This window comes from Cupriavidus sp. GW821-FHT07C08 (assembly GCF_059419025.1).
The window spans coordinates 1-16,069 of sequence record NZ_JBWKQZ010000001.1 but is presented as its reverse complement, the minus strand read 5'-3'; the positions used below and the strand labels follow the sequence as shown (position 1 = coordinate 16,069).

The 16,069-nt window shown below is 64.0% G+C and carries 16 protein-coding genes and 3 pseudogenes; 8 read left to right on the top strand and 11 right to left on the bottom strand.

What is annotated here, in order from left to right; translation table 11 throughout:
- The first annotated feature begins 40 nt into the window (after positions 1 to 40).
- A complete protein-coding gene (locus tag AC07UK_RS00095; protein WP_494688083.1) occupies positions 41 to 838 on the top strand; it encodes a class II aldolase/adducin family protein in 798 nt (265 codons plus the stop codon).
- A gap of 30 nt (positions 839 to 868) precedes the next feature.
- On the opposite strand, the gene AC07UK_RS00090 is transcribed toward AC07UK_RS00095, so the two are convergent.
- Genes AC07UK_RS00090 through betC form a run of 6 tightly spaced genes read right to left on the bottom strand, consistent with a single transcriptional unit; the run spans position 869 to position 7,282 of the window.
- Positions 869 to 1,555 carry a GntR family transcriptional regulator gene (locus AC07UK_RS00090; protein ID WP_436221716.1) on the bottom strand — a complete coding sequence of 229 codons (687 nt, stop codon included), beginning with the start codon at positions 1,553 to 1,555 and terminating at the stop codon, positions 869 to 871.
- A 30-nt stretch (positions 1,556 to 1,585) separates the two neighbouring features.
- Positions 1,586 to 2,329: a hypothetical protein gene (locus AC07UK_RS00085; RefSeq protein WP_436221715.1), complete on the bottom strand. Its 744-nt coding sequence runs from the start codon at positions 2,327 to 2,329 to the stop codon at positions 1,586 to 1,588.
- A gap of 4 nt (positions 2,330 to 2,333) precedes the next feature.
- Positions 2,334 to 3,305, bottom strand: a complete 972-nt coding sequence (locus tag AC07UK_RS00080) for a Bug family tripartite tricarboxylate transporter substrate binding protein (protein WP_114132390.1) — start codon at positions 3,303 to 3,305, stop codon at positions 2,334 to 2,336.
- A 38-nt stretch (positions 3,306 to 3,343) separates the two neighbouring features.
- On the bottom strand, positions 3,344 to 4,330 hold the full coding sequence (gene mmsB, locus AC07UK_RS00075; protein ID WP_494688092.1) for a 3-hydroxyisobutyrate dehydrogenase: 987 nt from the start codon (positions 4,328 to 4,330) through the stop codon (positions 3,344 to 3,346).
- Entirely contained in the window at positions 4,246 to 5,748 is a 1,503-nt protein-coding gene (locus AC07UK_RS00070; protein ID WP_494688084.1) for an aldehyde dehydrogenase family protein, read from the bottom strand. Before AC07UK_RS00070 ends, mmsB begins: the two co-directional genes overlap by 85 nt.
- Positions 5,749 to 5,758: 10 nt before the next feature.
- Complete coding sequence (gene betC / locus AC07UK_RS00065; RefSeq protein WP_494688085.1) at positions 5,759 to 7,282, bottom strand: choline-sulfatase; 1,524 nt, start codon at positions 7,280 to 7,282, stop codon at positions 5,759 to 5,761.
- A gap of 82 nt (positions 7,283 to 7,364) precedes the next feature.
- On the opposite strand from betC, the gene AC07UK_RS00060 reads away from it, so the two are divergent.
- Together AC07UK_RS00060 and AC07UK_RS00055 are read left to right on the top strand one after the other, a co-directional pair.
- Positions 7,365 to 8,597, top strand: coding sequence for a CaiB/BaiF CoA transferase family protein (locus AC07UK_RS00060; protein ID WP_494688086.1), 1,233 nt, complete (start codon positions 7,365 to 7,367; stop codon positions 8,595 to 8,597).
- Positions 8,594 to 9,325 (top strand): enoyl-CoA hydratase/isomerase family protein, encoded by a 732-nt coding sequence (locus AC07UK_RS00055; RefSeq protein ID WP_494688087.1) that lies wholly within the window; start codon positions 8,594 to 8,596, stop codon positions 9,323 to 9,325. Before AC07UK_RS00060 ends, AC07UK_RS00055 begins: the two co-directional genes overlap by 4 nt.
- Positions 9,326 to 9,355: 30 nt before the next feature.
- Here the strand turns inward: AC07UK_RS00055 and AC07UK_RS00050 are convergent.
- Positions 9,356 to 9,610, bottom strand: a pseudogene (locus AC07UK_RS00050) (MFS transporter); the annotation flags it as partial.
- 149 nt (positions 9,611 to 9,759) lie between these two features.
- On the opposite strand from AC07UK_RS00050, the gene AC07UK_RS00045 reads away from it, so the two are divergent.
- Positions 9,760 to 10,020, top strand: coding sequence for an XRE family transcriptional regulator (locus AC07UK_RS00045; RefSeq protein WP_494688088.1), 261 nt, complete (start codon positions 9,760 to 9,762; stop codon positions 10,018 to 10,020).
- Positions 10,021 to 10,422: 402 nt separating this feature from the next.
- Positions 10,423 to 12,075, top strand: coding sequence for a pyridoxal-dependent aspartate 1-decarboxylase PanP (gene panP, locus AC07UK_RS00040; RefSeq protein ID WP_494688089.1), 1,653 nt, complete (start codon positions 10,423 to 10,425; stop codon positions 12,073 to 12,075).
- Positions 12,076 to 12,140: 65 nt separating this feature from the next.
- Here panP and AC07UK_RS00035 read toward each other — a convergent pair.
- A pseudogene (locus tag AC07UK_RS00035) lies at positions 12,141 to 12,287 on the bottom strand (SDR family NAD(P)-dependent oxidoreductase); the annotation flags it as partial.
- A gap of 183 nt (positions 12,288 to 12,470) precedes the next feature.
- Between AC07UK_RS00035 and AC07UK_RS00030 the strand changes: the two are divergent.
- Positions 12,471 to 13,058 (top strand): helix-turn-helix domain-containing protein, encoded by a 588-nt coding sequence (locus AC07UK_RS00030; protein ID WP_494688090.1) that lies wholly within the window; start codon positions 12,471 to 12,473, stop codon positions 13,056 to 13,058.
- Here the strand turns inward: AC07UK_RS00030 and AC07UK_RS00025 are convergent.
- The 3 genes from AC07UK_RS00025 to AC07UK_RS00015 form a co-directional block, all read right to left on the bottom strand.
- A complete protein-coding gene (locus AC07UK_RS00025) occupies positions 13,022 to 13,516 on the bottom strand; it encodes an Lrp/AsnC family transcriptional regulator (RefSeq protein ID WP_013956719.1) in 495 nt (164 codons plus the stop codon). The genes AC07UK_RS00030 and AC07UK_RS00025 overlap by 37 nt on opposite strands.
- Positions 13,517 to 13,613: 97 nt before the next feature.
- A complete protein-coding gene (locus AC07UK_RS00020; protein ID WP_436221707.1) occupies positions 13,614 to 14,552 on the bottom strand; it encodes a 2-hydroxyacid dehydrogenase in 939 nt (312 codons plus the stop codon).
- 5 nt (positions 14,553 to 14,557) lie between these two features.
- Positions 14,558 to 15,595, bottom strand: a complete 1,038-nt coding sequence (locus AC07UK_RS00015) for a GNAT family N-acetyltransferase (protein ID WP_494688091.1) — start codon at positions 15,593 to 15,595, stop codon at positions 14,558 to 14,560.
- A gap of 196 nt (positions 15,596 to 15,791) precedes the next feature.
- Here AC07UK_RS00015 and AC07UK_RS00010 point away from each other — a divergent pair, with 196 nt between their 5' ends.
- Both AC07UK_RS00010 and AC07UK_RS00005 read left to right on the top strand, forming a co-directional pair.
- Positions 15,792 to 15,917, top strand: a complete 126-nt coding sequence (locus AC07UK_RS00010; protein WP_269148712.1) for a hypothetical protein — start codon at positions 15,792 to 15,794, stop codon at positions 15,915 to 15,917.
- A 24-nt stretch (positions 15,918 to 15,941) separates the two neighbouring features.
- Positions 15,942 to 16,069 (top strand): annotated as a pseudogene (locus AC07UK_RS00005) (ABC transporter permease); the annotation flags it as partial.

Here is a 16,069-nt window from a genome sequence, read left to right as displayed (position 1 = left end):
TCGCGCAGACCACTATCAGAGATTACAAGGAGACAAAGCCATGAGAAGCGATACCGAGCAGCTTTCTTCCCCCGCAATGCCCGACGGCATGGATCTGGTCGAGTGGCGGCTGCGCTGCGACCTTGCCGCGTGCTATCAGCTCACCGACCTTTATGGCATGTCCGACCTCGCGTCGACGCACATCTCGGTCCTGCTGCCCGGGCCCGAACATCATTTCCTGGTCAACCCGCTGGGCACCCTTTTCGACGAGATGACGGCTTCGGCCCTGCTCAAGGTGGACCTGGCCGGCCGCGTCGTGGCGGGCGATCCGTCGCTGCTCAACCCCGCCGGCTTCATCATCCACAGCGCCATTCACATGTCGCAGTCTGATCTGCAATGCGTCATGCACAGCCACACGCGCGCCAACAACGCGATCGCGATGCAGGCCATGGGGCTGCGGCCTGTCAGCCAGAAGGCCTGTGTCATGCTTGACTTTCTCGGCTACCACGACTACGAAGGCGCGGCGCTCGATGAGGACGAACGGCAGCGACTGGTGCGCGACCTCGGCCCCGAGGGGCGCGTGCTGATCCTGCGCAACCACGGTGCGCTAACAGTTGGCCGCAGTGTGGGAGAGGCGTTCTGCTGGATGCTGCGCCTGGAGACGGCCTGTCAGTACCAGATCGATGGCCAGGCTGGTGGCGTACCGCTTCATGAATTGTCCGAGGCCACCATCCGGCATACCCGCGCCCAAGGGCGCAAGATGCTTGGTCCTGGCGGCTTCCTGGAGGTTGGCAAGGTGGAATGGCCTGGCCTGTTGCGCAAGCTCGAGCGGGAGCGCGGCACCTCGTACCGCACTTGAGAGCCTGCCCAGGCGGCTGCAGCCTGCGGTCTAGAAGATCGAGAAGGTAATCGTCTTCGCAACCGCGTCACGGATGTGCTGGATGCGCTCCCGGTTCAGCTGCTCCGCCGCAGCGCCATCGCCGCGACTGATGGCATCCAGCAACTTCTCGTGTTCCTCGATCGCGGCTTCCATCCGACCGGGCAGCACAGCGGTTCGATTGCCCATCAGGCGCAACTGATTCTCGATGGCGAGGACGTACTCGGCCAGCGTGTCGCTGCGGCAGCATTCAACGAGCACACGGCGAAACGCCAGCGCGTGGTCAAGATAGCCCGCGACATCTTCCTTCTTCGCGCAGGCAGTCAGTTGCTGGAGCAGCTTCTTCAGCTTCTGCAGGTGCGCGGCATCCATATGCCGCGTCGCCTGACGTGCCACCAGACCCTCGAGCACCTCGCGGATGTCCAGGAGCTCAAGCACCTCTTCCGGAGTCAGCTGCCTCACCGTGACACCGACGAAAGGCGTCCGGGTGACGAGCCGCTCGGTCTCGAGTTGGCGGATCGCCTCCCGGATGGGCGTGCGGCTCACTTCGAATTCCGCGGCGAGCTCCTGCTCTGTCAGTTTTGCGCCTGGCCGCAAGTCTCCGCGCAGGATGGCGGAGCGAATCCGCTCGCAGACCTGCTCCACGGACAGCGGCTGTGGATCCCGTTTTCGCAATGCGCTCGATTTTGCTGTGGTCATTCGTCCAGTATACAGAAGATGCGACGCCCTTCAACGGACGGGCAAGTACTCAGCAGCCATGACCGGCACCTGCAGCACGAGGAGGTGAAGGCCCTGCGGACCGGCGCTGCAGGCGCCGCCATGCTCACCCGTTGACAGGAACCGACTCTCCCACTGCTGCAACCGGCGTTCCGGGGTGTTCAGTTCACCGGCAAGGACGAGCTGGAATTGCCCCGAGCCGCGGGCAGCCGGGCCCCTCAATTCCGAGAACGGCGGCAGCTGCAATGCAAAGGCTTCGGGGCCGCCTGCATCGGCTTCAATCAGTACCGCACGCACAGGGGCCTTCAGGGCACGGAGCTGCTCGAGCGTTCGGGGTTCATGTGTTGGCCCGTGCGCGTGCCGCTTCGGTCCGCGGCGCAGCTTGTCCCGCGCCACCGGAAGAAAGTTCGCGCCCGTTTCGGACACCGCACGGATAGTGAAGTAACTCAGCCCCTGCGGCCCGGCCACCAAAGGCCCATACCCTGTGAACGCGCCGGCGTAGTGGACAGAGCCGGGCCCGACCGCACGAGATCCCAGGGATCCCGATCCCTGCTTGAAGACCTGGAATTGATTCTGCGTATGAAAGTGTGCAGGCAGCACCGAATGCGCAGGCTGCTCCACCAGAAAGACGGTGGGAGACAGCTGCGGGTCGGACCCGGTCTGCATCCACTCACTGCGATGGAAGCTGAATCCGTTCTCCAGGACCCGATGGTGCCGCGTGTCACGAGCGAGCGTGGCAGAGCCGACAGCAATCATGACATCACTCCACGCGGGCGCCGGACGCCTTGACGACGGCCGCCCACCGCCCCATTTCGCCCCGCAGGAAGGTCCTGAATTCCGCCGCGGTGCTGCTGCGGGGGCGGCCGCCCAGGGCGGCGATCCGTTGGGACAGTTCGGGAGACTGGACGATCCTGGCGAGCTCCGCGCTCACCTTGTCCACGACAGGCTTCGGGGTGCCGGCGGGCGCGAGCAGACCCACCCACGGGACCATGTCGAAGTCGTCCATGCCCACTCCGCTCTCAGCGACTGTCGGTACGGACGGCAGTGTCGTCAGGCGCTCCCGGGAACTCACCGCAATCGCACGCACCTTGCCGCTGGCGAGATAGGGCTGCGCGCCTGCAACGGCATCGAACGCAACCTGCACCTCACCTGCGGCAAGGTCGGTCAGCGACTTGGCGGAACCGGCATAGGGGACATGCGTCATTTCCATGCCGGTTCGCCGCAGGAGTTCCGACATCGCAAGATGGGACACCGAACCGTTGCCAGGGGAAGAATAGTTGACCTTTCCCGCATTCGCCTTCACGTAGGCAATCAGCTCCTTGAGAGAGTGAATGGGAAGCGCGCTATTGACCATCAGCAGCAGCGGCGCATCGTAGACCAGGCCGATCGGCTCGAAATCTTTGGCCGTGTCATAACGCAGGTTCCGATACAGGAAAGGATTGCCAGCCAGAGCCGCCGAGGCCGACAGCGTCATCACGCTGCCGTCGGCGGGCATCCGCGCAACCGCTGCCAGAGCCAGGCTGCCGGACTGCCCCGGCATATTCTCCACGATCAGCAACCGCCCGATCGCCGGACCGAGGCGGTGGGCCAGGATCCGGGCGACCACGTCGACAGACTGGCCCGAGGGATAACCCACGATCAACTTACCCGTTTCCTTCTGCGCGAAGGCTGCGCCGCTGGCGAACAGCGCCGCAACAACAGCCACCTGAAAGACGCGTCGGACGATTGCCATGGTTGGTCTCCTTGCTTCTCGATTTAGCTGCGGGCAGCCTATGCGCCGAGCATCTTGATGATGGAGGAAAAGTCGAGCCGGCCACGCCCGGCGGCACAATGCATGGCGTAGACTGAGGCGGCCGCCGCGCCTAGCAATGCTGGCGACTGGCTGGCAACTGCAGCCTGCTCCGCCAGGCGCAAGTCCTTCAACATCAGCTCGGAAGCGAATCCGCCTTCGTACCCACGATTGGCCGGCGCGGACGCCACCAGGCCGGGCTCAGGCGCATAGCTCGTGAGCGCCCAGCATTGGCCCGACGACGTCGAGGCAATTTCGTGGAACCTCTTTGGATCCAGCCCCAGCCGCTTGGCCAGATGCAGGGCCTCGGAGACGGCCACCATGGAAATGCCTGCCAGCATGTTGTTGCAGATCTTCGCCGCCTGGCCTGCGCCGGCCGCGCCCGCATGGAAGATATTCTTGCCCATCGCGCGCAGCAGTTCGAGCGCACGCGCGAAGGCTGATTCCGTACCGCCAACCATGAACGTGAGCGTCCCCGCCGCCGCGCCGCTTACGCCGCCGGAAACCGGAGCGTCAAGCGTGACCAGCCCCTTCTTCTGCAGCGCTTCGTGGAAAGCGGCGCAGGACGCGACATCGATCGTCGAGCAATCGATCACAAGCGCTCCAGGTGCGAGCGGCAGGGTGTCCGCCGTGAGCACGTCCAGCACGTGCCGGCCGCTGGGCAGCATGGTGACGACGACCTCCGCCCCGGATACCGTTTCCTCGACCGAAGCCCGCGGCCCGAGGCCCGCATCCAGGGCGCGCGCCATCGAGCCTGCGTTGAGATCGAAGCAGCGAACCTCATGCCCTGCCTCCTTCAGTCGGCACGCCATGGGAAATCCCATATTGCCCAACCCGATGAAACCGATCACAGCCATTTTTGTCTCCTCGTAACGAGCGTCACTTAGTTCATATTGAAGATCACGGTCTTCTTGTGCGTGAAGTGGTCCAGCATTGCCTCCAGCGACGCCTCGCGGCCAAGGCCGGATTGCTTCACGCCCCCGTAGGACAGTCCAGGCTGGACCACGATGTTCTGATTCACCTGCACGAAGCCTGCCTGCAGGCGCCGGGTGGCATCCAGCGCGGTCTTCAGGTTCTGCGTCCAGATGGTTGCAGCCAGTCCATAGTCGCTGTCGTTGGCTTGCGCCACGGCTTCTTCGTAAGTCGAGAAGCGGATCACGCACGTCACGGGTCCGAAGATTTCTTCGCGCGCCAGCCGCGATGCGTTGTCCAGGCCGGTAAAGATGACCGGCCGGACGAACAGACCTTGCCGAAGGGACTCGTCTGCGGGCAATTGGGAGCATTCGAGCGCGCGCGAATGCGGTTCGGACCGACCGCTTTCGATATAGCCGAGAACCTTGTCGAGCTGGGTGCGCGAGATCACCGTGCCGATATCCGTCGCTTCGTCCAACGGATCCCCCATCTTCAACGCGTCAACGCGCGCCTTGAGCAATGCGACGAACTCATCGTGCACCTTGTCGTGCACGAAAATGCGGCTGGCGGCCGTGCAGCTCTGTCCCTGGCGGGTGAAGCGCATGCCGCTCACCGCGCCGGCGACGGCCTTCGCGATGTCGGCGTCGTCCATCACGATCATCGGACTCTTGCCGCCAAGTTCCAGCGTGACGGGGATGAGCTTCTCCCCGGCCGTGCGCGCCACGATTCTCCCGGTCTCGACGGAGCCGGTGAACGTCACCTTGCCGACGGCGGGATGCGCGACCAGGGGCGCCCCGCATTCGGGGCCGAAGCCTGAGACGATGTTCAGCACCCCGGTTGGCAGCGCCTGGTTGAGGATCTGGCACAGCCTCAGGACCGCCAGTGGCGCCTCTTCCGCCGATTTCACCACGACCGTGTTGCCGGCCACCAGCGCCGGGGCGATCTTCAGCGCCATGAGCATCATGGGGGCATTCCAGGGAATGATGACGCCCACCACCCCAATTGGTTCGCGCTGCGTGAGTGTCAGCATGTCCGGGCTGAACGGCACGGTTTCACCCTTGAGTTCGGAAGCCAGGCCGCCGTAGAACTGCAAGGCGTCGGCAACGACGGAGGCTTCGACCCGGCTCTCGGTGCGCAGTGCCTTGCCGGTCTCGAGCGCCACCAGCCGCCCCAGCTCCTCCACGTGCTCGGCAATCAGGCGCGAGCAGTCGGCCAGCAGGGTGCCACGCTTGCGAGCGGACATCGCAGCCCAAGCGGGCTGCGCCCGGGCCGCTGCGCTTGCTGCGCGATCGACGTCGCTTGCGTCGCTTTGCGCCGCGTGCCCGATCTCGCGTCCGGTTGCAGGGTTGGTTACCGGGAACCTGTTGCCCGAACGGGCCTCCACCAGCTCGCCGCCAATCAGGTTGTAGCCGCTTATCGCGCGAGCCAGACGGTGCGGATCGACGTCCGCCGTGAGCTTGTTCTGAGTCATCATCGGGCTCCTTTCACTTGGCGACAGGCGCCACAGCCGGCCAGCGCTTTTTTACCTTGATCACACGAGCGCTACCCCGGCGCACAAACCGGCGCGTGTCGTCCGTGCCCGCCTGAAAGTCCCAGGTGGGCTGGATGCCCTCGGGCAGCGAGTTGATGAACTTGCGGCGCGCCTGGCTGGCAAGCACCTGCTGCGTGATGGCAGCGGGATCCCAGCGGGAGAGCACGCGTGCCTTGAGCTCGGCAAGCACCTGCGGCTGCTCTTGCGCGATGTTCACCAGCTCGCTCGGATCGGCCTCCATGTCGAAAAGCAGGTCTGGATGGCCATGGGTGTACACGTACTTGTATCGGCCACGTCGCAGCATGCAGCATGGACCGGTGACACCCTCGGCGGTGTACTCGACGAACGCTTCCGCCTCGCTGTTGTCATCGCCCGTTGCGACCAGCGGCGCGAGGCTGCGTCCGTCGATCGGCTCGACCCATGCCGGTGTGTTGCCATCCATCGCAAGATCCAGCAATGTGGGCAGCAGGTCCACGTGAGAAACCGGCTCCGCGATGCGCCGGGCGTTAGGCTTGCGCGGGTCATAGACGAGCAGCGGCACCTTGGCCGACCAGTCAAAGAACACCCGCTTGAACCACATGCCGCGTTCGCCCAGCATGTCACCGTGGTCGGAAGTGAACACGACGATGGTGTTGTCCTCGAAGCCCGCGCGCTTAAGCGTCTCCAGCAGGCGGCCCACTTTGTCGTCGACGTAGCTCACCATCGCATAGTAGGCGTGGCGCGCACGCCGCACTTGTTCGTCGGTCGCCCCCTGCTTGTCCAACCCGTGGGAATACTGCACCCACTGGCTGAGCTTGTCGCGCGCCTCCATCGGCATGTCACCGACGAGAGGCAGGTTGATCTCCTCCGGCGAGTAACGATCCAGGTACTCGGGAAGTATGTGATACGGCGGATGGGGGTGCGTATAGGAAACGCACATGAAAAACGGTTGCTCGTCTTCCCTCGCAAGGTCGTACAGGCGCTGGATCGCCTTCGCCTCGACCTCCTCGTCGTAATCGAGTTGCAGGCTGCGGAAGCAAGAGCCGCTCTCATCCACAGTGCTCAGGTTGTGCCCGGGTGAATAGAAGCTGAACTCGCCCTCCGCCCAGTCCGCCGCCCAGCCGAAGTCCGCCGGGTAGATGTCGGTGGTAAGGCGCTCCTGGAAGCCATGCTTCTGGTCAGGCCCCACGAAATGCATCTTCCCGCCGAGGATGGTCTTGTAGCCCTGCTGCGCGAGGTAATAAGGCAGCGTGGGCGTGGCGGCCTGGAACTCACACGCGTTGTCGAACGCGCCGATGCGCGTGGCGAACTGGCCGGCAAGCAGCGAGAACCTGGCGGGTGCGCACAAGGGGAAGTTGCAGTAGGCGTTGTCAAAAACCGCCGAGCGTGCGGCGAGCGCCTCGAGGTGCGGCGCCTTCACGGCGGTGTTGCCGTGGAATGGCAACACCGGTGCCGAGAGTTGATCGGCCATGACGAAAAGAATGTTGGGCTTGCGCATGTGTCTCCTCTTTTGGATAACGGTTGCATTTCCGTTGTATGCAATATAGAGTGAGGCATGCGATCTTACAAGGGGAGAAAGCATGACCGACCCAACTTCCTCGCCGCTTTCGGGGATTCGTGTCCTGGATCTCACCAGGGCGCTTGCGGGCCCGTTCTGCACGATGGTCCTGGGCGACCTGGGCGCCGACGTGATCAAGGTCGAGCCCGCGGGCGGGGACATGATCCGCCACTGGGGGCCTTTCGACCGCGGCACCAGCGCTTACTACCTGAGCGGCAACCGCAACAAGCGCGGCATCGCCGTCAACTTCCGCGATCCTCGCGCGCTTGGCCTGCTGCGCGAACTCGCCGGCCAGTACGACGTGATCGTGGAGAACTTCCGAGCCGGCGCCATGGAATCCATGGGTCTTGGCTACGAAGCGCTTGCCGAAGCGAACCCCCGGCTTATCTATGCGAGCGTCACCGGCTTCGGCCGTACGGGACCAGCGAGTCAACGCCCCGGGTTCGACCAGATTGCCCAGGGATACTCCGGACTCATGAGCGTGACGGGCATGCCGGAAACGGGACCGGTCAGGGTGGGTGTGGCGATCGGCGACCAGACTGCCGGCATGTGGTGTGCCATCGGCATCCTGGCTGCCATAGCGCAGCGCCATGCAACCGGGCGCGGTCGCCGGGTGGAGACATCACTGCTGGCAGGACTGGTCGGACTCATGAGCGTCCAGGCCCAGCGTTACCTGAGTCTTGGGGAGATTCCCAGTCTTGCCGGGAATACGCACCCTGTGATTGCACCATACGGCGTGTTCCAGACCGCGGATGGGCCATTGAACATCGCGCCGGCGACAGCCGAGATGTGGAAGCGCCTCTGCGAAGTGGTTGGGCTCCGGGACCTGGTCGATGATCCGCGCTACGCGACGAATGCAGCGCGGATTGAGCGGCGTGCCGAGCTCAAGGAGATCATCGAGGCCAGGCTGAAGGCGCACGGCCGCAACGAGTGGACGCAACGACTGCTGGAGGCGGATATTCCGGCTGGCCCGATCTACAACGTCGCGGATGTCTTCGCTGACGAACAGGTCATTCACTCCCGACTTGTGGAGCAAGTCCAGCATGCAGAGCTGGGTTCCATCCGGCAGGTCGGCAGCCCGATCGCCTTCGACGGCCGCCACGGGGAATCCATTCGCCGCGCGCCGCCCTTGCTCGGCGAGCACACGTTCGACGTCCTGCGGGAGCATGGGTTCATCACGTCTGACCTGGAAGCCCTGGCGCGCGAAGGCGTCATCCTGCAGCATGGCCACGCAATCGATGAAATCAAGCCATGACATCCACACAGCCTGCCCTTCAAATCGCCGGCGCGACGGCGACGATCACACTGCGACGCCCTGCCGAGCACAACCGGCTTGACCCTGACGATATCGGGGTCCTGCTGCGGCTCGTGGAACAAGTGAGGCGGGACCCGACCTTGCGGCTGCTCGTGCTGACGGGCGAAGGCGAGAAGACCTTCTGTTCAGGCTATACACTGAGCCAGATCGGCACCCGTCTGGACCGATCGCTCGAAGACATGATCGACGCCCTGGAAACCCTCGAGCTTCCGACTTTATGCGCGATGAACGGTAGCGCCTACGGTGGTGGCACGGACCTCGCGCTGGCCTGCGATTTTCGGATTGGCGTTCACGGTTGCAAGCTGTTCATGCCCGCCGCGAAGTTTGGGCTGCACTACTATCCAGGGGGGCTGCGGCGCTTCGTTTCGCGCCTGGGCCCTACCGCAACCAAGAAAATCTTCCTGACCTCCATGACGCTCGAAAGCGAGGAATTGCTCCGGATCGGCTTTCTCACTGACCTTGTTCGCCGTGAGGACCTCCCCGCTGCCATCGACAAGTATGCAGAAAGCATCGGGCGTTGCGACGCTGGCGCTGTTCGTTCCATGAAGCGGCACATCGACGCGATTGCCGGCGGTGCATGGAACGAAGGCATCGGCAGGTCGGCCTATGAAGCCTCGCTGCGCTCAGAGGAGACGGTGCGACGCCTTGCCAAACTCGCGACCAGGTAGACGTCGCCGCGATGAAGACTTCGAGCGCGACTAGCGCGGCGGATCGTTTCCTTCCTTGACGCACGGCCGAGCCGGCATGCAGAACGACAGGATTGCGGCCGCGACAAGCCCCAGACCGCCGATCAGGTACAGGGCCGGAGTCGTGCTGCCGGTGAGATCCTTGATCCGGCCGACCACGGCCGGACTCACGATGTCCCCCATCTGGCCGAGCGTATTGATCAGCGCAATATCCGCAGCCGTACCGGCGCCGGTGACCAGCTTGGGAGAAAGGGCCCAGAAGGCCGGGGATGGCTCCCGGCCGGGAGCCATGCAGCACTGGCCTCAGTATTTCCCCGAGATTGTGTTGACATTATCTTCGCTGAATAATCGCGCCCTCAGCCACCATCACGCACATGCAGAAAGGGGTTGTTGTCTAGTGAATGAAAGGAGATCACATGTTTTGCTTCGAGTATGGAACCAGCAATGTCTATGCGCAGCTTGGCTTCGCCGACGCCGAAGAGATCCCGCTGAAGGCAAACATCGTGAAAGACATCACCCACCGCATTCAGGTCAGTGGGCTGAGGTTGTCGGAAGCCGCCACCCTGCTTGAGACCTCGCAATCGGATCTCGTTCTGGCACTTTGCGGCAAGTTCCAGTCCTTCCGCGCAGCCGAACTGCACAACTGGCGGGATAGGCTAAGCATATTCTTGCGGTGATACCCGACACGGGGCGTGCCGGGAGAAAGCCCCACACATATTTCCATAAGTAATAAAGAGCGTGGCTTTTATGCGTGCCACTGTCAGTTGCTCGAGCGCGCTTGGCGCAGCTAGCCGTACTGTCCCGGCTGCTGGAGCAATCGGAGTGACAGCGAGGGGCGCTCGGCATCCATCAACGGATACTCACCCCTTTGAGGCATGCGATCATCTCCACAGACCAACTGGTATTTGGTGCTGGTGCTGACCGCTCCGCAGGGCGCCCAATAGAGAAGGCGATTGATGGCCGTCATCGGGCAGCGGCGACGTCGTCAAAGGTGCCGGTCGGGGCCCTCGGCCAATCCGCATCCGTCCGATCCGGCATAATGCCCGGCGCACCATGGCGCTACGGGATTGAACTGGGTAATGAAAATGAAGCCGGACATCTCTCGCGAAGAGACCTCACAAAGCACGGACGGTGGCGACGACTGCCCCTTGCGCTGGTTCGACGCGGATCTGGGTGCATTCGAATCGCTCGAGCGATTGATCGCCGAGCATCCGGCGGATTTCTTTGCGGGCGCGCGTTTTGATCCGATTGGCGCGTGCGCCACACGCGAGGCGGTGTTCGCGTCGGTTGAACTGCCCGAGACTCCGACATCGCCGCAAGCGCATGCCGATCATTTGCTCAACGACGTGTTTCGGCACGTGATGCCCGTGGCATCGCCTACTTTCGTCGGACACATGACGTCGTCGCTGCCGTCGTTCATGCCCTCGCTGGCCAAGGTGGTGGCAGCGCTGAACCAGAACGTTGTGAAGCTCGAGACGTCGGGCGCGCTGACAGGACTCGAGCGCCAGGTCGTCGGCATGCTGCACAAGCTGGTGTTTGCCCAGGACAGCGCGTTCTATGCGAGATGGCTGCACGATGCCGACCACGCGCTCGGCGCGATCTGTTCTGGCGGCACGGTCGCCAACCTCACCGCGCTATGGGCGAGCCGCAACAAGTTGCTGGGCGCGCGTGATGGCTTCGCCGGCATCCATCGCGCCGGACTGGTGGCTGCGCTGCGCCATTACGGCCATGACGGGCTTGCGATCGTCGTCTCGGAGCGCGGGCACTACTCGTTGCGAAAGGCAGCCGATGTCCTTGGCATCGGGCGCGACAATCTCGTGCCGGTCGGGGTCGATGCAGACGGTCGCATGCGCATCGACTTGCTGCGCGACACCCTGCGTGACCTGCAGCAGCGCAATATCCGGCCGATGGCGATCGTCGGCATAGCGGGGACGACGGAGACGGGCGCGGTCGATCCGCTAGACGCGATTGCGGATGTTGCTCATGAGGCCGGCTGCCATTTCCACGTGGATGCCGCATGGGGCGGCGCAACACTGCTGTCGGAGCGCGAGCGCTGGCGCTTCGCGGGCATCGAGCGTGCCGATTCCGTCGTCATCGATGCGCACAAACAGTTCTACGTGCCGATGGGTGCCGGCATGGTGCTGTTCCGGAGCCCGGCGTGGACGCAGGAAATCATCCAGCATGCGAACTACATCGTGCGCAAGGGCTCGGTGGACCTGGGGCGCCATACGCTCGAAGGATCGCGCGGCGCGGCGGCAGTCATGCTCTATGCGAACCTTCATCTGCTCGGTCGCAAGGGGTTGGCGCAGTTGATCGATCGTAGCATCGATAACGCTCAATACTTTGCATCCCTGATTGCGCAGCAGCCGGATTTCGAGCTCGATAGCCACCCGCAGCTTTGCATCCTGACCTATCGCCATGTGCCCGGGACTGTGCGTGCCGCGCTGGCAACGGCTTCGGCCGACAGGCGCGAGAAGATCCTGGACGCGCTGGATGCGCTGACCATCAGCATTCAGGAAATGCAGCGAGATGCCGGCCGCTCGTTCGTATCGCGCACGCAGTTGATGTCGACACAGTGGGGTGGCCGCCCGATTGCCGTTTTCCGCGTGGTGCTGGCCAACCCGGATACGACGCATGCCATCCTGCAGGACATCCTCGACGAACAGCGCGCGCTGGCGGCGGCCAGCCCATGCATGGCGCCGCTAATGGCGCTGGCGCCGGACGCCGCGTGAGGCATTTGCGGCTGACCGATCCGCTGCATCGGAATCATGTCGTCAAGCAGATGCACATCGCCATTGGTCGAGCGCATGTAGTTTGGCGTCTGCGTCGCACCTGGGCACACCGCGTTGATGCGGATACCCTGGCCGGCATACTCCTTTGTGACGGCCACTGTGAGACCGACAACCGCGTGCTTGCTCGCCACGTAATGGGCGATTCCGTTCATTCCGCGTAGCCCAAAAATCGAAGCGTTGTTGACATGGTGCCGCCGCCGTGGCGTAGCATTGCTTCGACCTGGTACACCTCGCTTGGGGCCTCCCAACATTTGCACGCTCTCGCACGCCCCCTCCTGGCATTCCCGGGGGCCATGTCAAGTCCGCGATGCGACACTTGAACGGCCGTGCCCGCCATGGTCCATATCAGCTCGGCTGCACCCGTACCGCAGATTCTGCGTTCTCGACAGCGCAGTTCGCAATTCGATGTGGGCCGGAGTGGCAAGATCGGCGTGAGGCACGGCAACGTTGCACTTATGCTCGATAGCATGAGTACGACCGTTGCATCCTCTCAACCGCAGATCGCCGGCCCCACGGCGGACGGCCACGCTCATCCCCGCCTGGGCGCCGCGCTCGCCTATATTCACCAGCACCTAAGCGAACCGCTGCCGCTGCCGCTGCTTGCCGAGCTCGTCCAGCTCAGCGTCGGGCGCTTCGTGACCGTGTTCCGGCAGACGGTGGGAATGACGCCGCACCGCTACATCAGCCTGAAGCGCGTCCGGCACGCACAGTGGTTGCTCAGGCACGGCCACTCTCCGGCGCTGACGGCGCACGAGTGCGGCTTCTATGACCAGAGCCACCTGACGCGCTGCCTGAAGAGCGTCTGCGGCATGACGCCCCGGCAGTTCCAGACGGCAAGTGCCCCGCTCCCCGCCGATATGGGCCGCAGCCCGCCAATGCCCAGGGCTCAGGTTGCCGATGGAAACAGGCGTTCGATCGGATAGTGCGTCTTGATGAAAGGCGACTTGATCACGATGAAGCTGAAGTACTTCTCGATCCCGATATTGCGCTCCAGCAGGCTTTCCATCAGTTCCTGGTAGTGGTTGACCCCACGGGTGATGAACTTGAGCAGGTAGTCATAGCCGCCGCTGACAAGGTGGCATTCGACGATCTCGTCCACCGCGCACACTGCCTTCTCGAAGCGCGCAAAGTCCTCGCGATGGTGGTCCTCCAGCGTGATCTCGGTGAACACCGTGAGAATATCGCCCAGCTTGTCCATCCGGATCTGGGCGCTGTATCCGCCGATATAGCCGGCCTGCTCCAGCCGCTTGACGCGAATCAGGCACGGGCTTGCAGAAAGACCCACTGCATCGGCGAGGTCCACGTTTGTCATGCGGCCGTTCTTTTGCAGCTGGGCAAGGATGCGGAGGTCGAGTCGGTCGAGTTTGATGGGGGCGGACATGGGCTTTCAAGACTGGAATGACTGGATCACATTGTCCCCGCATGGTTCAGCGGGGGCAATCGGGGCACGCCCGGAAAGTGAGGTTTCGCATCGCCTTTCAGTACCCTTTCGCACGGTCCACCAGCCCGATCAGGGGCTCGCCGCGCTGCAGGCGGCGCAGATTGTCGAGCACGACCCGCGCCGCGGTGCCCGGCTGCGTCATGCTGGCAATATGGGGCGTGAGCCATACCCTGGGGTGGCGCCACAACGGGTGGCCGGCAGGCAGCGGCTCGGGGTGCGTGACGTCGAGAATGGCCTCGCCGATCTGCCCCGCATCCAGCGCGCCCAGCAGGTCGGCATCGTTCAGGTGCTGCCCGCGCCCGACATGCACCAGCCCTGCCCCATGTGGCAGGGCGTCAAACACGCGAGCGCTCAATACTCCACTTGTTTCATCCGTCAATGGCAGCAGGCAAACCAGGATATCGGTGCGGGCCAGGAACGCGTCCAGGGTCTGCGGGCCGGCATAGCACTGCACCTCTTCCAGGCTGTGCGGCGACCTTGCCCAGCCGGCACAGTCGAACCCGAACAGCCGCAGCCGCTCCAGCACGGCCTGGCCCAGCGAGCCCAGACCAAGCACGCCGACGCGGCACTCGTGTGCCGCGCGCACCTGCAGGGGCCTCCAGGCTTCCTGCGCCTGCTGCCGCCGGTACGCCGGCATGTCGCGATGCAGCGCAAGGACCGAGAACACAACGTACTCCACCATCCCATCGACGATGCCGGGCTCGATCATCCGCACCAGCGGTACGTGCGCAGGCAGCGCGTTCAGGTCGAACTGGTCGATGCCGGCTCCGGTCGAAAAGAGTACCTGCAGGTTCGGGAACCGCTCTGCGATGCGGTCCGGCGCCTCCCAGGCTGCCAGGTAGCGGACCTTGTCGGGATCCCCGATATCAGGCCAGATGCGGAAATCGATGCCAGGCGCCTCGCGCGCAAAGACCTTGGCCCAGTCCCGGCCGCGCACGGGATCCGCCTTGTACAGAAATGTCGTGTCTTGATGCATTGTTTTTATCCGAGGGCCTTGTCGGCCAGCGCAAAGGGAAGAAATGGTGCCGTTGGCGAAGCCGGGGTGCCGCGGGCCAGCACCGTCGCGTCAGCGACGTGCGCCAGCCCAAGGCAGCCGAGCCAGTCCTCGAGTTCGCCATCGGCGTGGACGTCCAGGCGCAGCACGCGCCCGGTCACCAGGCCGGCCAGGTGCGCGATCATGGCCTTGGCCGACATCGCGCAGGGTGCGACCACGGGGCCGACCATCGCGCCGCGGCCAAAGCGCCGCAGGATCGCGAAGCCGCGGGGCCCGTCGGCGTGATCGATCACCACTGTGCCGATCGACTGGCGCAGCCAGGCCTGGATCAGGGACGGCCGTGCAACACCGCGGGCCCCCTGCTCCATCTCGACCAGAAGTTGCAGGTCATTGCGCCCGCCAGGCCGCAGGCGGCAGCCTTCAGGCAGCGCCATCAACGGTGCCGGCAACGCTTTACCCTCGTATTGATGCACCTCGCCGATGCGCTCGAACCCCATGCGCGCGTAGAAGCGATGCAGCTTCCCGGGGGCGTGAAGCAGCACCGTGCGGCCTTCCAGGCCGGCACACAGCGCCTCCAGCAACACGCTGCCAATGCCCCGCTCGCGGAAGGCCGGGGCGACGATAAGCAGTCCGACCGATGCGCCGCGCTCGTCCCATAGCCAGCGCATGCCGACACCGACAACCGCGCCGCCGACTTCGGCGACGCGGCCCTCGCCCATCTGGAACAGCCGCTTCCAGTCGCTGGGGCGATGCGGCCAGCGTACATCTTCGGAAAGCGAAAGCGCGACGGGCAGATCGGACTGTGCCATCACGCGGATGGCTGGAAGCTGCGCGGAGTTCATTGCAGTAAGTGTCAGCGCCGGACGAAGCCAGAGAGCCCTGATGATGCGATGAACAGGCAAGGCCCGGATAGGAAAAATTTGCTGCGTCGGACGGTGCACCGACGCAGTGCCATGCCTAGGGTAATCCCGAGGATTGTTGCGGTGCACATGCACGTACGCAGTGCGCATGGCAGGCAATGCCAAACCGCCCTCGCGAAACCGCAGGTTTTACTGCCACGGCCTGCAATACCCCACAAAGCCATCGGTCCCACATGCTTCAATGGCAGGGGATGACACATTGCGCGCCGGTGCTGCGAAAGCAAGAGCTTGCCCAGCCGCATGGTCGTGCGCTTTCACTTTCGCGATCCCCCGAACTCCGGCCCCCCCAGGAGCTATTGCCATGTCAGACAAGAAGCCGCTTGACGGCCTCATCGGCCCTGCCGAATCCACGCGGGTCATAGCCGCCCTGCGCCATGGCGCCAGCCGGCGCGACATCCAGAGGTTCCGTATCTGGCTTGCCGCCTGATCCGGACTGGAAAGGAGAGACACCATGAACCTGTTCATCTTGCGTCTGCTGGCGCGGCGCGTCGGACTGGCGCTGATCTCATTGCTGGCCGTCTCGGCCATCGTCTTCGCCATCACCGCGGTATTGCCCGGCGATGCCGCACAGGAACAGCT

What these genes read in the sequence shown, in the direction of transcription:
- AC07UK_RS00095 (WP_494688083.1), top strand. Translation starts at nt 41, where the DNA reads ATGAGAAGCGATACCGAGCAGCTTTCTTCCCCCGCAATGCCCGACGGC.
- AC07UK_RS00090 (WP_436221716.1), bottom strand. Translation starts at nt 1,555, where the DNA reads ATGACCACAGCAAAATCGAGCGCATTGCGAAAACGGGATCCACAGCCG.
- AC07UK_RS00085 (WP_436221715.1), bottom strand. Translation starts at nt 2,329, where the DNA reads ATGATTGCTGTCGGCTCTGCCACGCTCGCTCGTGACACGCGGCACCAT.
- AC07UK_RS00080 (WP_114132390.1), bottom strand. Translation starts at nt 3,305, where the DNA reads ATGGCAATCGTCCGACGCGTCTTTCAGGTGGCTGTTGTTGCGGCGCTG.
- AC07UK_RS00070 (WP_494688084.1), bottom strand. Translation starts at nt 5,748, where the DNA reads ATGATGACTCAGAACAAGCTCACGGCGGACGTCGATCCGCACCGTCTG.
- betC (WP_494688085.1), bottom strand. Translation starts at nt 7,282, where the DNA reads ATGCGCAAGCCCAACATTCTTTTCGTCATGGCCGATCAACTCTCGGCA.
- AC07UK_RS00060 (WP_494688086.1), top strand. Translation starts at nt 7,365, where the DNA reads ATGACCGACCCAACTTCCTCGCCGCTTTCGGGGATTCGTGTCCTGGAT.
- AC07UK_RS00055 (WP_494688087.1), top strand. Translation starts at nt 8,594, where the DNA reads ATGACATCCACACAGCCTGCCCTTCAAATCGCCGGCGCGACGGCGACG.
- AC07UK_RS00045 (WP_494688088.1), top strand. Translation starts at nt 9,760, where the DNA reads ATGTTTTGCTTCGAGTATGGAACCAGCAATGTCTATGCGCAGCTTGGC.
- panP (WP_494688089.1), top strand. Translation starts at nt 10,423, where the DNA reads ATGAAAATGAAGCCGGACATCTCTCGCGAAGAGACCTCACAAAGCACG.
- AC07UK_RS00030 (WP_494688090.1), top strand. Translation starts at nt 12,471, where the DNA reads ATGGTCCATATCAGCTCGGCTGCACCCGTACCGCAGATTCTGCGTTCT.
- AC07UK_RS00025 (WP_013956719.1), bottom strand. Translation starts at nt 13,516, where the DNA reads ATGTCCGCCCCCATCAAACTCGACCGACTCGACCTCCGCATCCTTGCC.
- AC07UK_RS00020 (WP_436221707.1), bottom strand. Translation starts at nt 14,552, where the DNA reads ATGCATCAAGACACGACATTTCTGTACAAGGCGGATCCCGTGCGCGGC.
- AC07UK_RS00010 (WP_269148712.1), top strand. Translation starts at nt 15,792, where the DNA reads ATGTCAGACAAGAAGCCGCTTGACGGCCTCATCGGCCCTGCCGAATCC.